A 13,418-nucleotide genomic window follows, 5' to 3' on the forward strand; every position below is an offset into this window, starting at 1 on the left:
TCGATGAACTGAAGCAACCTGCTGCCGAAACCTACATAACTCATTGAATCTCAAGGAGTTTTCCGTTTCGACTGCGCCGGAAGTGGGGCGAATTATAGACATCTGAAATCTGCCGTCAACCGTTAATTTCGTTTTTTATCCAGATCCCGCTAAAGACGCCTCCGCAGCCCTACCTATATAGAAGCAAAACTCGCGACCTCACCCGAAATCAACATGAAGGGCAACGCTGGACGCGGGCGGGACATGCATAGCCACACCAATAGAGGAGACAAACGAGAGGATTGAGCGATTTAGCGAGCAGAAGCTATGAAGGAAAGGGATTCATTATATAGATGGTGTCCCAGGGCAGGTTCGAACTGCCAACCTTCCCCTTAGGAGGGGGATGCTCTATCCAATTGAGCTACTGAGACACACGCTTGTCGCAGCAGACGCTGCATGACGGACGGCGTGCATGTTAACCACCGAACCCCGATTTGTCATGTCGTCCGTAGGGCTTTTTAAGTGTAGGCAGGTAGCCTGCCATGCTGCGGGAAGATTTACCGTGCATTTTGCACCCCCCTCAAAAACCCAGCATTGCAAATTGCAACCTTCAGAATCCGAAAAACTCTCTTAAATGCCTGTTTTTAAAGGACTTAACAGCGGTTAGACTATTGGCACGACGGCTGCTTTGACTGTTCTATAGACGAACACTCGGAGCCACGCCCCATGAACAGCACCCTTTTGCTTGCAAACGCAATTGCTCTGGCGGTTTTGGTGAGCGTCCATTTTCTTCCTGAGGCCGGTGAGCCACAAACGATAGCTCAGCGCATGCCACATTATTTGCAGGTGCAGAGAATGCCGCAGCTGGCTGTCCTGAGTGACCAAAACGACCTTGGCTCGAAGGAAGTCAGTAATTCCGAGCCAGCACCGACCTCCGAACATCTGGTTTTTTGAATATCTTCAGGAGCAAAACATGTCTAAGTCAGCTGCAGGATTTCTGATCCTCGCTTTATTGAGTGGCATTGTGCATTTATCGCTGTTCGAGGATACCGAAATCACCCTGCCGCTAATTGTCAGCGGTGTTTCTGCCGTGATATTCGTGCTAGCCCTGGCTGCAGGACGAAAGATCAAATTTGACCCGGTGCTGCGTTGAGATCGATCAAACTCAAAAGATGACTGACCGTTTCATCCAGATCACCAGAATTATCGATGAGATGGACAGGTCCGTCACTTGACCTCCTATCCTTGAATAGCGCATTACGAGCCAGCCTTGCATCAACTTGCTCAAGCGTCTCTCGACCCCGACTCAGCAGACGCTCTCGCAACACCTCTTCCCTGACCGTCAGTAAAACCGGCAACAATGTCGGATAACGCTCCAGCGCCTGCCGCAGGTTAGCCCGGGAGCCATTGACCAAAACATACTGCCCGGCACTCAACCATCTATCCATCTCCACCGGTATTCCGTAAGCGAGACCATTGGCACGCCATGCGAGCGAAAAATCACCGGCACGCTCGCGTCGCTCGAACTCTTCCGGCGTCACCCCAATAGCATCCTCCCCCACCGACTCCGCTGATCGGGTAATCACCCTGCGCATCACTTCACAGTTAAAAGCACGTAATGGCTCGCGAGCAGCCTCAATCAGACTGTCCTTGCCTGAACCGGACGGCCCCATCAAATAAATCAGTTTGCCATCCATCCTGAAAACGCCCTCCGGCAGGTGTCTGCCACTAGTAAATCGGCAATTTGCCACTATCCTGTACAGGTAAGGAACAAGGATGCAGAACCCGCATAGGATGCACGTTCTGATGGCTTCGGACATCAATAGATGTGCAGCAGGAGGCGGACCAGGTTGCGGACAGAGACGAAGATTTCAAACCAGTCCGCATTTCTGATAATTGGTGCTGGCATTACGCCTTTACCCAGCTCAATATTTGTCACAGAATTGACGCCAATGATCTGGCAATTTTGAGGCATGATGCGGGCCTCTTAACAATTCAGGTTGAACCATTTGGCGCGGATGCTTGTCCTACCACACATCCTGCGGCCAATCCCGAGAACCGCTCCCCTGAACTAACCGGTTAAATATATGCGCCCATTGAAACAGGCAATTTATTCCAGCCGTACGGCTGACAAGTTTGTCGTACGTCTGCCAGACGGAATGCGTGAACGCATTGCCGAGGTGGCTCGCAATCATCATCGCAGCATGAACTCCGAGATCATTGCGCGCCTTGAGCAGAGTCTTATTCAGGAAGGCGCACTGGGCGAAGAGCTGAGCATGCGCCTCGACAGTCCGGAACTGTCACTGCACGAGCGCGAGCTGCTGCAACGCTTCCGCCAACTTTCTCATCGCCAGCAGAACGCCTTGGTGTCCTTGATCGCCCACGACGCTGAAATGGCAGCAGACGCGTCCTGAGTCATACCGAACATCTCAAGCCAGCTTAACAGCTGGCTTTTTTTTGCGCGGAATTTGAGAATTCGCAGGCAAAAAAAAGCCCGCCAGATGAGCGGGCTGTTTCGATAGCGCAGATCAGAGCAGGAAGATTGTTGCCAACCCCAGGAAGATGAAGAAGCCGCCGCTGTCGGTCATGGCGGTGATCATCACGCTGGCACCCATGGCCGGGTCTCGACCCATTTTCGCCAGGGTCATCGGGATCAATACCCCCATCAATGCAGCCAGCAACAGGTTGAGCGTCATCGCCGCCGTCATCACCACGCCCAACGACCAACTGCCGTAGAGCAGATAAGCAACCACACCGATCACCCCACCCCAGACCAGGCCGTTGATCAGACCTACGGCCAACTCTTTGCGCATCAGGCGCGAAGTATTGCCAGTACTGACCTGATCGAGCGCCATCGCGCGAACGATCATGGTGATCGTCTGGTTACCGGAGTTGCCACCAATACCCGCCACAATCGGCATCAGTGCCGCGAGCGCTACCAGCTTCTCGATCGAGCCTTCGAACAGACCGATCACCCGCGAGGCCACAAATGCAGTGATCAGGTTGATCGCCAGCCACGCCCAACGGTTGCGCAGCGACTTCCAGACGGAGGCGAAGATGTCTTCCTCTTCACGCAGACCCGCCATGTTGAGGACTTCGCTTTCGCTCTCTTCACGAATCAGGTCGACCATTTCGTCGATGGTCAGTCGGCCGATCAACTTGCCGTTCTTGTCGACCACTGGAGCCGAGATCAAGTCGTAACGCTCGAACGCTTGAGCAGCGTCGTAAGCGTCCTCATCGGGATGGAAACTCACCGGATCACTGGCCATGACTTCAGCCACCTGCTTTTCCGGATCGTTGACCAGCAAGCGCTTGATCGGCAGCACGCCCTTGAGCACACCGTCGTAATCGACCACGAACAGCTTATCGGTATGGCCCGGCAACTCTTTCAGACGACGCAGGTAACGCAAGACGACTTCGAGGCTGACATCCTCACGGATTGTCACCATTTCGAAGTCCATCAGCGCACCGACCTGCTCCTCGTCATAGGACAGGGCCGAGCGCACTCGCTCGCGCTGCTGGTTATCCAGACTCTCCATCAGCTCATGGACGACGTCTCTCGGCAGCTCGGAAGCCAGGTCAGCAAGTTCGTCGGCGTCCATGTCCTTGGCGGCAGCCAGGAGCTCGTGATCGTCCATGTCGGCGATCAGCGTCTCACGAACGGAATCGGATACTTCGAGAAGAATGTCGCCGTCTCGATCAGCCTTGACCAGTTGCCAGAGCGTCAGACGATCGTCCAGCGGCAAGGCTTCAAGGATATAGGCAACGTCGGCGGAGTGCAGGTCATCAAGCTTGCGTTGCAGCTCGACGAGATTTTGTCGGTGAACCAGGTTTTCGACGCGATCGTGATGCGCGCCTTCCTGACGGTGAGTCAGGTCTTCGACGACCCGCTGGCGCTGCAGCAGCTCAACGACCTGAGCCAGGCGATCCTGCAGGCTTTCTTGTGTTTTCTTTACTTCGATTTCAGACATAGGCGAACTCCACTCCCAGCAGCGGGGCACGCCGGAAGGATCAATCAGTCAATTCATGATTGGTGAAACTATTTACTGAGTAACTACTGGGTAAGTCCATGGAGGTTTTCCATAAGCCCCGGCGGGGCTGACGGGCGCAATGATACACCGCCTGACGGTTTAAAACGTTAATAAATCACGGTCGAAACAAGCGCTTGCGAAACAAACCTGAGCGCCGTCCTGATCCCCGCAAATGCGACGACTTATCCTGAAAAGAAAACACACGAGCACCAAAAAATGTAGCGACTACCCTTCAGCGTAGATCGTCATGGAGGACGTCGAATGCCACTGAAACCATCACACCTTGTACTCACCAGCCTGCTCTGCCTACCACCCGACGGTGCCGCGACCAGCCTGCATCGCTGCGAAGCCATCGACGGCAGCCTCACCTTCACATCAATGAGCTGTGCGCACGGTGATCAGCGCTCAGTACAGGAAGTCCACCCCTACTCGCCCGGATCAGTCGTAGCGGTGATGCCGGAACATAACCACGAAAAGACATCCGGCATGACAACCAGAACTCGAGAACCGGGCATTATCGGCCACACTGAAGACCGATGCGGAAACCTGATCGACGCGAAGCAACGACGCGCAGCGATCATCAATCGACGTGTCATCGCCGGCATGAGCCAGCAAGATGTCGAAAGCGCGTTAGGCAAACCGGACAAGGTGAATATTCGAACATCGGCGACAAGCTATCGCTATGACCTCAAGCGAGGCCGTTCGGCTCAAATAGATTTTGATGAGCAGGGATGCGTGAAGGCAAAAGCCAAATCCCGGACAGCAAAAAGCCCGCGTTAAACGCGGGCTTTTTGGTATATGGTGCACTCGACAGGATTCGAACCTGTGACCGCTCGGTTCGTAGCCGAGTACTCTATCCAGCTGAGCTACGAGTGCAATTTGTGTTTTTAGACCAGACCACAACTGGCTGAAACCAAGTTATTCACATTACTGCAACTAACTCTTAAATGGTGCACTCGACAGGATTCGAACCTGTGACCGCTCGGTTCGTAGCCGAGTACTCTATCCAGCTGAGCTACGAGTGCATTTGTGTTTGTTAGACCAGATCACACCTGGTTGAAGCCAAGTCATTTACATTGCTGTAACTGACTCTTAAATGGTGCACTCGACAGGATTCGAACCTGTGACCGCTCGGTTCGTAGCCGAGTACTCTATCCAGCTGAGCTACGAGTGCATTTGTTGCGCCGCATTATAGCCCGTCTAATCTCTATTCCAACCACTTTTTCTAGTAATTTCAACAACTTACCGAAAAAGCCAGATTACGACGTACTAAGCAAATAATGGCGGAGAACGGGGGATTCGAACCCCCGACACCCTTGTGAGGTGTACTCCCTTAGCAGGGGAGCGCCTTCGGCCACTCGGCCAGCTCTCCGCAACACGGGGCGTATCTTAACCAACCTTTTCCCCGTTTGCAAACATAAAAATCGATAAAAATTAATGGCTTGGTTCTTCGTCCTTCTCTTTCTTTATACGCAGGTAAATTTCCTCACGGTGCACGGCAACCTCTTTCGGGGCGTTGACGCCGATACGCACCTGGTTTCCTTTAACGCCGAGCACGGTCACGGTGATTTCGCCATCACCGATAATCAGGCTTTCTGCGCACCGACGAGTCAGAATCAGCATACCTTTCTCCTTACGCAATTCAGTTCAGGGACAACAGTCTGCAAAAAAAAGGCACCCGACCTACAACCGGAGCGATCGTAGCCCTACATGCCTGAGTATTGACCAGCGCGAGCAAAAGAACAGTTCAGGGCTCGCGCCATTCAAAAAATAAAGGGCGCGGTCAGACCGCGCCCTTCAAGAAACGGAATTACTCGCCTTGACGGGCCGGAGCATCCAGTTCGAAAGCCGTGTGCAGGGCGCGCACGGCCAATTCCAGGTACTTCTCTTCAATCACCACGGAAACCTTGATTTCCGAAGTCGAGATCATCTGGATGTTGATGCTTTCTTTTGCCAGGGATTCGAACATGCGGCTCGCCACGCCTGCGTGAGAACGCATGCCGACACCGACGATCGAGACCTTGGCAATCTTGGTGTCGCCAACCACTTCACGGGCACCGATCTCACGAGCGGTGTTTTCCAGCACGGTTTGTGCGGCCTGGTAGTCGTTGCGGTGCACGGTGAAGGTGAAGTCGGTGGTGTTATCGTGCGCAACGTTCTGCACGATCATGTCGACTTCGATGTTCGCGGCACTGATCGGGCCGAGAATCTTGAACGCCACACCCGGGGTGTCTGGCACGCCACGGATGGTCAGCTTGGCTTCATCGCGGTTGAAAGCGATGCCGGAAATGATCGGCTGTTCCATGGTTTCCTCTTCATCAATAGTAATGAGGGTGCCCGGACCCTCCTTGAAGCTGTGCAGTACGCGCAGCGGAACGTTGTACTTGCCGGCGAATTCCACCGCACGGATCTGCAACACCTTGGAACCGAGGCTGGCCATTTCCAGCATCTCTTCAAAGGTGATCTTGTCCAGACGCTGAGCGACCGGCACAACGCGCGGGTCGGTGGTGTAAACACCATCAACGTCGGTGTAGATCTGGCACTCGTCAGCCTTCAGCGCCGCAGCCAATGCCACGCCGGTGGTATCGGAACCGCCACGACCGAGGGTGGTAATGTTGCCGTGCTCGTCGACGCCCTGGAAACCGGCGACAACCACCACGCGACCGGCTTTCAGATCACCACGAATCTTCTGGTCATCAATCTGCAAGATACGCGCTTTATTGTGCGCACTGTCAGTCAGGATCCGCACCTGATTACCGGTGTACGACACCGCCGGCACACCGCGCTTGATCAGCGCCATCGCCAACAGGGCAATCGTCACCTGTTCACCGGTGGAAACGATCACGTCCAGTTCACGTGGAACTGGTTGCGTGTCGCCACTGATTTGCTTGGCCAGATCGATCAGACGGTTGGTTTCGCCGCTCATTGCAGACAGCACAACCACCAGGTCATCGCCGGCATCGCGGAATTTCTTAACCTTGTCGGCGACCTGCTCGATTCTCTCGACAGTACCGACCGAGGTGCCTCCAAATTTCTGTACGATCAAAGCCATTTCAAAGCCGCCTCTGCCCATGAAGGGCGCCCAATAATCACTCGAACAGCCGCCCGGCCCGCCACTAGACTGCGGGCCGGACGGACTGCCTTATAAACCCTGCTCGACGAATGGAACGGTCAGCGCCAATGCGCCATCCAGCGCACCGGCATCAATACCGCCGCCCTGCGCCATGTCCGGACGACCACCGCCCTTCCCGCCCACTGCCGCAGCAGCCTGCTTCATCAAATCACCGGCTTTGAGTTGGCCAGTCAGGTCCTTGGTTACGCCTGCAACCAGTACGACCTTTTCCTCATGGACACTGCCGAGCAGGATCACTGCGCGGCCGAGTTTGTTCTTCAACTGATCAACCAGCGCCAGCAGCGCCTTGGCGTCCTGACCATCCAGACGTGCGGCCAGAACCTTCACGCCTTTGACGTCAAGGGCCGAGGACGACAGATCGTCGCCCGCAGCGCTGGCCGCCTTGGCTTGCAACTGCTCGAGTTGCTTCTCCAGTTGGCGGTTGCGCTCGAGCACAGCCGACAGCTTGTCGATCAGGTTGTCGCGGCTGCCCTTGACCAGGCTGGCCGCTTCCTTGAGTTGTTCTTCTGCCGCGTTCAAGTAGGCCAGTGCCGCAGCACCAGTGACTGCCTCGATACGACGCACACCCGAAGCCACACCGCCTTCGCTGATGATTTTCAGCAGGCCAATGTCGCCGGTACGGTTGGCGTGGATACCACCGCACAGTTCGACGGAGAAATCGCCGCCCATGCTCAACACGCGGACATTGTCGCCGTACTTCTCGCCGAACAGCGCCATCGCGCCTTTGTTCTTGGCGGTTTCGATGTCGGTTTCTTCGGTTTCAACGGAGGAATTCTTGCGAATCTCGGCGTTGACGATGTCTTCCAGTGCTTTGATCTGTTCCGGCTTGATCGCTTCAAAGTGACTGAAGTCGAAACGCAGACGCTGGCTATCCACCAACGAACCTTTCTGCTGAACGTGCTCGCCCAGTACCTGACGCAGTGCAGCGTGCAGCAAGTGGGTGGCCGAGTGGTTCAGCGAAGTCGCGTGACGCACTTCGGCATCCACATGGGTTTCCACTGGCGCGCCGATGGTCAGGCTGCCCGAATCCAGCACGCCGTGGTGCAGGAAAGCGCCGCCGGTCTTGGTGGTGTCACGTACGTCGAAACGTGCATTGCCCGCCTGAAGGAAACCGCAGTCGCCGATCTGGCCGCCGGATTCAGCGTAGAACGGCGTCTGATTCAGAACGATCACCGCCTCTTCGCCTTCATTCAAGACGTCGACCGACTGGCCATCTTTATAGATAGCGACGATTTTGGCCGAACCGCTGGTGTCTTTGTAACCGGTGAACTCGGTGGCCACATCAACCTTGACCAGGGTGTTGTAGTCCAGACCGAACGAGCTGGCGGAACGCGCACGAACACGTTGGGCTTCCATCTCACGTTCGAAACCGGCTTCGTCGACAGTCAGGCTGCGCTCGCGGGCGATGTCGGCGGTCAGGTCCATCGGGAAACCGTAGGTGTCGTAGAGTTTGAACACCACGTCGCCCGGCACCACGGTGCCTTTGAGTTCCAGCAGATCCTGCTCGAGGATCTTCAAGCCGTGCTCCAGGGTCTTGGAGAACTGCTCTTCTTCTGCCTTGAGCACGCGTTCGATGTTGCTCTGCTGCTTCTTCAGTTCCGGGAAGGCCTCGCCCATTTCGGCAACCAGCGCGGCAACAATCTTGTAGAAGAAGCTGCCGGTGGCGCCCAGCTTGTTGCCGTGACGGCAGGCGCGACGGATGATCCGGCGCAACACATAACCGCGACCTTCGTTGGACGGCAGCACGCCGTCAGCGATCAGGAAACCGCACGAACGAATGTGGTCGGAAACAACCTTGAGCGACGACTGATCGCCGTTTTCGCAACCGATCGCTTCAGCCGAGGCCTTCAGCAGGTTCTTGAACAGGTCAATGTCGTAATTGGAATTGACGTGCTGCATCACCGCACTGATCCGCTCCAGGCCCATGCCGGTGTCGACCGACGGCGCTGGCAACGGATGCAACACGCCATCGGCGGTGCGGTTGAACTGCATGAACACGTTGTTCCAGATTTCGATGTAACGGTCACCGTCTTCTTCCGGCGAGCCTGGCGGGCCGCCCCAGATGTGGTCGCCGTGATCGTAGAAAATCTCGGTGCACGGGCCGCACGGGCCGGTATCGCCCATGGTCCAGAAGTTGTCGGAAGCGTACGGCGCGCCCTTGTTGTCGCCGATGCGGATCATGCGCTCGACCGGCACACCGATTTCTTTGGTCCAGATGTCATACGCTTCGTCATCCGAGGCGTAGACGGTGACCCAGAGTTTTTCCTTCGGCAGTTGCAGAACGCCGGTCAGGAAGGTCCACGCGTAGGTAATCGCGTCCTTCTTGAAGTAGTCACCGAAGCTGAAGTTACCGAGCATTTCGAAGAATGTGTGGTGACGAGCGGTATAACCGACGTTTTCCAGGTCGCTGTTCTTGCCACCGGCACGCACGCACTTCTGGCTGCTGGTCGCGCGGGTGTACGCACGTTTTTCCTGGCCCAGGAAGCAGTCCTTGAACTGGTTCATCCCCGCGTTAGTGAACAGCAGGGTTGGGTCGTTGCCCGGAATCAAAGAGCTGGAGGCTACACGGGTGTGGCCTTGCTCTTCGAAGAAGCGAAGGAAGGCTTCACGGATTTCTGCGCTTTTCATTAGGTTCTTCCACGGAGGCTGCGGCCAAAGGCCTGTTCGAAACGTCAACAGACGAAGCGACGGCAAAGGGCCGCATTATATCGGCCCTGCGCGCGGGGTACAGCGTGTTTATACGATAGAAACGGTCAATTGGACGGCTAACGCTGTCACTTGCGCGAAAACTCGACGAATGTCGCGATCACTTGCTCGATTTGCGAGCGATTGACGTCCATGTGCGTGACCATACGCAGGCGCGCGGCGGCGCTCAACTTGATCCCGCGTTCGCCGGCAAAGGCCTTGATCGCTTCGGCCTTGTCGCCCATTTGCACATAAACCATGTTGGTTTGCACCGGTTCGACGATGAAACCTGCTTCACGCAGACCATCGGCCAGCAGTTGCGCATTGGCGTGGTCATCTGCCAGACGCTCGACGTTGTGATCCAGCGCATACAGCCCCGCCGCTGCCAGCAGGCCAGCCTGACGCATGCCGCCGCCGACCATTTTGCGCAGACGGCGAGCCTTGCCGATCAACTCGGCCGAACCGCACAACACCGAACCCACCGGCGCGCCAAGACCTTTGGACAGGCACACCGATACCGAATCAAAGTACTGAGTGATTTCCCGCGCATCAACCCCGAGCTTGACCGCTGCGTTGTATAGCCGCGCGCCATCAAGGTGCAGTTGCAGACCGTATTCTTGGGTAAATTGGCGCGCCCGCGCCAGATACTCCAGCGGCAGCACTTTGCCCTGCATGGTGTTTTCAAGCGCCAGCAAACGAGTTCGAGCGAAATGGAAGTCATCCGGCTTGATCGCTGCCGCAACCTGATCCAGATCCAGCGAACCGTCCGCCTGTACTTCCAACGGCTGCGGCTGGATCGAGCCCAGCACCGCTGCGCCGCCACCTTCGTACTTGTAGGTGTGCGCCTGCTGACCAACGATGTATTCGTCGCCGCGCTCACAGTGCGCCATCAACCCCAGCAGATTACTCATGGTGCCGGTCGGCACGAACAAAGCGGCGGCAAAACCGAGGCGCTTGGCCAGTTCGGCTTCCAGGCGATTGACCGTTGGATCTTCGCCGTAAACGTCATCACCGGTGTCCGCCGCAGTCATCGCGTCGAGCATGGCCGGAGTCGGTTGGGTGACGGTGTCGCTGCGAAGATCGATAACGCTCATGAACCTGGCCTCAAGTCAGCAGGGGAAATCCCTTTACGAAGTGGAATTACTGCGGTCATCGCGTGGATTAATCAACCCTTACGCAAGGAAAAGTCATTTCGAGTCGTCAAAAAATTCGATGGCAATCATCAGAAAGGCGCAATGCACAGACACACAATCTGTGTTAAAAACGCTGCGCCGCCCGAGAAAGGGCGGCAAAAACGTTCTCAGGGCGGGGTGCAATTCCCCACCGGCGGTAATTGCGCGCAATGCGCATAGCCCGCGAGCGCTTGGCGACGAACACGGCATTAAGCGGTGATCGACGGCAAGGTCAGCAGACCCGGTGTGATTCCGGGGCCGACGGTCATAGTCCGGATGAAGAGAGAACGGGATTAACGCCAAAGGGCCGTCCGCGCGATGTCGTGCGTGTGCGCACCCTTGAATCCCTTTCGATTCATAACGCCCTGTTTTTCACACAAACAGGAGTCAGAACATGCAACCCACCGCTATCGACAGCAAAAGCAAACACCCTCACGGCGAGCGCGTCGCGTTCATCCAGGCCTGCTGGCACAAGGAAATCGTCGACCAGAGCCGTAAAGGCTTCGTTGCCGAAATGATTGCCCTGGGTTATCAGGAATCCGACATCGATATCTTCGAAGTCGGCGGCGCCTTTGAAATGCCTCTGCACGCCAAATTGCTGGCCAAAACAGGCCGTTATGCTGGCATCGTCGCGGCTGCACTGGTCGTGGACGGCGGCATCTACCGTCACGAATTTGTCGCCCAGTCAGTGGTCAGCGGCCTGATGCAGGTGCAGCTGGAAACCGAAGTGCCGGTGTTCTCGGTGTCGCTGACCCCGCACCACTTTCATGCTGGCGACGAACATCAGAAGTTCTTCTTCGAGCACTTTGTGCACAAGGGTCAGGAAGCGGCGCGGACTTGCGCGGATACGCTGCAGAAAGTTCGTGCGCTGCGTCGTACAGAGCCGCGTGCAGTAGCCGTGTAACGTCGAGTGAGTTTTTGACCTCACTCAAATCAAATGTGGGAGCGAGCCTGCTCGCGAAGAGGGACTGCCAGCCGACGACAAGTTGACTGGTAGACCGCTTTCGCGAGCAGGCTCGCTCCCACATTGGTTTTGTACCGATTCAGATGTCGCTATCAGGCGAGGTTTTCGTCGGTGGTCGGGACGATCAGGATGCCCGCGCGCAGGCCGTTCTTGACCTTGGGATTGGGAAAGATGATCCGTGCGCCCTCTTCCTCAATGATCCAGCGGGTATTGGCCAGATCTTCGGCCAGCACGTAACCCACCTCCAACTCGGAAAAGTTCTCGATGTCCTGCGGCAGGTTCAGGCGGAACGAATCGCTGTGCTTGATGATTTCCCGCGCGACGCTGAACAGCTGCAAACCGTCCAGCTGCGCTTCAGCCATTTCCGGCTCAGTGCCTTCGATGATCTGCTGCAGACGAGTCTCCAATAGCGAGACATTGACGCCGTCGTTCTGCCCGAACGGCCGCGCCTTGCCCAGTTCCAGAGTGAAAGCCTCGGCACCGAGCTTGTCGTAGGTGTACGAGCTGAACACGATCGACGGTTTGTTCTGCAACAGCACCGCTTCCATCCCGGCAGCGCGCAAACGCGCCAGTTCAAGACGCGAATGCTGGCGACCTTCCTTCCACGGATACAGCGCAAACTGTTCGATCTTCGAACCGCGAATCGCCGTGTGCAGGTCGTAGTGCAGACGCTGGCGATCCGGCAAGCTGAAGAAACTCGCCGCCAACCGCTCCAGCTCACAGGCACGCAGCGCTTCGCTGCCACTGCTTTGTTCATGACGGCCGTTGAACAGCCGATTGACGTCCTGCTCGACGAAGCGCTCGCCTTTGCGAATCGCCTCCGGGTTGCCGAACAGGAACAGAATGCGTGCACGCGGCTTTAAATCACCGCGTGCGATGTCGTGCAGCAACCGATCAAGCAACTCGATCGGCGCTGTTTCGTTGCCATGGATACCTGCCGACAGCAGCAGGTCCAGGCCATTGTCGCGTGCTTCCGGTGGCCTGACTTCCAGCGCACCTTCGCTCAACCAGCGCATACGCACGCCTTCGACAGTCAGTTGAGTCTTCTCCGCCGGTTCGCGGCCGGCGAGGGTCAGTTCAAGCAGTTTGCCGAGGGCGAGCATAGAGCGGTTTCCTTAGTGGTCGTGGTTGCAATCCGGGCCGTGCACGTGGTCTTCGTCGTCGCCGACGTCAGCCGGTTCCATTTCCAGTTGCAGACTTACCAGATTAGTCGCCAATGGGCGCAGCAGCAGGTTGGCGTACTCGGCGTCACCTTCTTCAACGTCCACGCCGATCAGCAGTTGGCCACGGCCGTCCTGCTGGATCCACAGCTCTTTGCCTTGCCACATGACCGCGACGCGGGTGCACGAGGTTTGCAGTTGCGTGCCGTCGGTGTCTTCAAGGATCAGCTGCAGGGAATCGCTCATGTTTTTACTCTCTTGGGGAGACAAGCCGCGCGCCGCGTTCAGGCGGCG

At 56.5% G+C, this 13,418-nt stretch carries 13 protein-coding genes, 5 tRNA genes and 1 riboswitch; of the genes, 5 read left to right on the forward strand and 13 right to left on the reverse strand.

All coding sequences use genetic code 11. The features are described from left to right. Positions 1 to 333: 333 nt before the first annotated feature. Positions 334 to 410, reverse strand: a tRNA-Arg gene (locus M5G26_RS29010). A 295-nt stretch (positions 411 to 705) separates the two neighbouring features. Between M5G26_RS29010 and M5G26_RS29015 the strand changes: the two genes are divergently transcribed. Beyond that, entirely contained in the window at positions 706 to 933 is a 228-nt protein-coding gene (locus tag M5G26_RS29015; protein WP_134176809.1) for a hypothetical protein, read from the forward strand. 19 nt (positions 934 to 952) lie between these two features. Next, a complete protein-coding gene (locus M5G26_RS29020; protein WP_134176808.1) occupies positions 953 to 1,132 on the forward strand; it encodes a PA3371 family protein in 180 nt (59 codons plus the stop codon). Here the strand turns inward: M5G26_RS29020 and phnN are convergent. Continuing rightward, positions 1,107 to 1,676: a phosphonate metabolism protein/1,5-bisphosphokinase (PRPP-forming) PhnN gene (gene phnN / locus M5G26_RS29025; protein WP_150693347.1), complete on the reverse strand. Its 570-nt coding sequence runs from the start codon at positions 1,674 to 1,676 to the stop codon at positions 1,107 to 1,109. The genes M5G26_RS29020 and phnN overlap by 26 nt on opposite strands. 390 nt (positions 1,677 to 2,066) lie before the next feature. Between phnN and M5G26_RS29030 the strand changes: the two genes are divergently transcribed. Then, positions 2,067 to 2,393: an Arc family DNA-binding protein gene (locus M5G26_RS29030; RefSeq protein ID WP_003178899.1), complete on the forward strand. Its 327-nt coding sequence runs from the start codon at positions 2,067 to 2,069 to the stop codon at positions 2,391 to 2,393. A 114-nt stretch (positions 2,394 to 2,507) separates the two neighbouring features. Here the strand turns inward: M5G26_RS29030 and mgtE are convergent, their stop codons facing one another. Continuing rightward, positions 2,508 to 3,950, reverse strand: coding sequence for a magnesium transporter (mgtE, locus tag M5G26_RS29035; RefSeq protein ID WP_038366547.1), 1,443 nt, complete (start codon positions 3,948 to 3,950; stop codon positions 2,508 to 2,510). 321 nt (positions 3,951 to 4,271) lie between these two features. Between mgtE and M5G26_RS29040 the strand changes: the two genes are divergently transcribed. Next, positions 4,272 to 4,790, forward strand: a complete 519-nt coding sequence (locus M5G26_RS29040; RefSeq protein WP_273917146.1) for a cell envelope protein SmpA — start codon at positions 4,272 to 4,274, stop codon at positions 4,788 to 4,790. Between the two features lie 19 nt (positions 4,791 to 4,809). Here the strand turns inward: M5G26_RS29040 and M5G26_RS29045 are convergent. The 8 genes from M5G26_RS29045 to ltaE all read right to left on the reverse strand — a co-directional run bounded on the left by M5G26_RS29045 (position 4,810) and on the right by ltaE (position 10,922). Then, positions 4,810 to 4,886 (reverse strand) — tRNA-Arg (locus M5G26_RS29045). A 72-nt stretch (positions 4,887 to 4,958) separates the two neighbouring features. Then, positions 4,959 to 5,035, reverse strand: a tRNA-Arg gene (locus M5G26_RS29050). 72 nt (positions 5,036 to 5,107) lie between these two features. Further along, positions 5,108 to 5,184: transfer RNA gene (locus M5G26_RS29055), tRNA-Arg, on the reverse strand. 107 nt (positions 5,185 to 5,291) lie between these two features. Continuing rightward, a tRNA-Ser gene (locus tag M5G26_RS29060) sits at positions 5,292 to 5,382 on the reverse strand. A 62-nt stretch (positions 5,383 to 5,444) separates the two neighbouring features. Further along, positions 5,445 to 5,633: a carbon storage regulator CsrA gene (gene csrA / locus M5G26_RS29065; RefSeq protein WP_002554426.1), complete on the reverse strand. Its 189-nt coding sequence runs from the start codon at positions 5,631 to 5,633 to the stop codon at positions 5,445 to 5,447. Positions 5,634 to 5,820: 187 nt separating this feature from the next. Continuing rightward, positions 5,821 to 7,062, reverse strand: a complete 1,242-nt coding sequence (locus M5G26_RS29070; protein ID WP_007919332.1) for an aspartate kinase — start codon at positions 7,060 to 7,062, stop codon at positions 5,821 to 5,823. A 90-nt stretch (positions 7,063 to 7,152) separates the two neighbouring features. Then, complete coding sequence (alaS, locus tag M5G26_RS29075; protein ID WP_273917147.1) at positions 7,153 to 9,771, reverse strand: alanine--tRNA ligase; 2,619 nt, start codon at positions 9,769 to 9,771, stop codon at positions 7,153 to 7,155. 146 nt (positions 9,772 to 9,917) lie between these two features. After that, on the reverse strand, positions 9,918 to 10,922 hold the full coding sequence (ltaE, locus tag M5G26_RS29080; RefSeq protein WP_273917148.1) for a low-specificity L-threonine aldolase: 1,005 nt from the start codon (positions 10,920 to 10,922) through the stop codon (positions 9,918 to 9,920). A 198-nt stretch (positions 10,923 to 11,120) separates the two neighbouring features. Beyond that, positions 11,121 to 11,293, forward strand: a riboswitch (FMN riboswitch). A 101-nt stretch (positions 11,294 to 11,394) separates the two neighbouring features. Between ltaE and M5G26_RS29085 the strand changes: the two genes are divergently transcribed. Beyond that, on the forward strand, positions 11,395 to 11,904 hold the full coding sequence (locus M5G26_RS29085) for a 6,7-dimethyl-8-ribityllumazine synthase (RefSeq protein WP_016983960.1): 510 nt from the start codon (positions 11,395 to 11,397) through the stop codon (positions 11,902 to 11,904). A gap of 152 nt (positions 11,905 to 12,056) precedes the next feature. Here M5G26_RS29085 and astE read toward each other — a convergent pair whose 3' ends face one another. Both astE and M5G26_RS29095 read right to left on the reverse strand, forming a co-directional pair. Beyond that, on the reverse strand, positions 12,057 to 13,067 hold the full coding sequence (gene astE, locus M5G26_RS29090; protein WP_273917149.1) for a succinylglutamate desuccinylase: 1,011 nt from the start codon (positions 13,065 to 13,067) through the stop codon (positions 12,057 to 12,059). 12 nt (positions 13,068 to 13,079) lie between these two features. Next, entirely contained in the window at positions 13,080 to 13,370 is a 291-nt protein-coding gene (locus tag M5G26_RS29095; RefSeq protein ID WP_016983958.1) for a hypothetical protein, read from the reverse strand. Between the last annotated feature and the right edge of the window lie 48 nt (positions 13,371 to 13,418).

The organism is Pseudomonas sp. TNT2022 ID642, from assembly GCF_028656995.1.
GTDB lineage: Bacteria > Pseudomonadota > Gammaproteobacteria > Pseudomonadales > Pseudomonadaceae > Aquipseudomonas.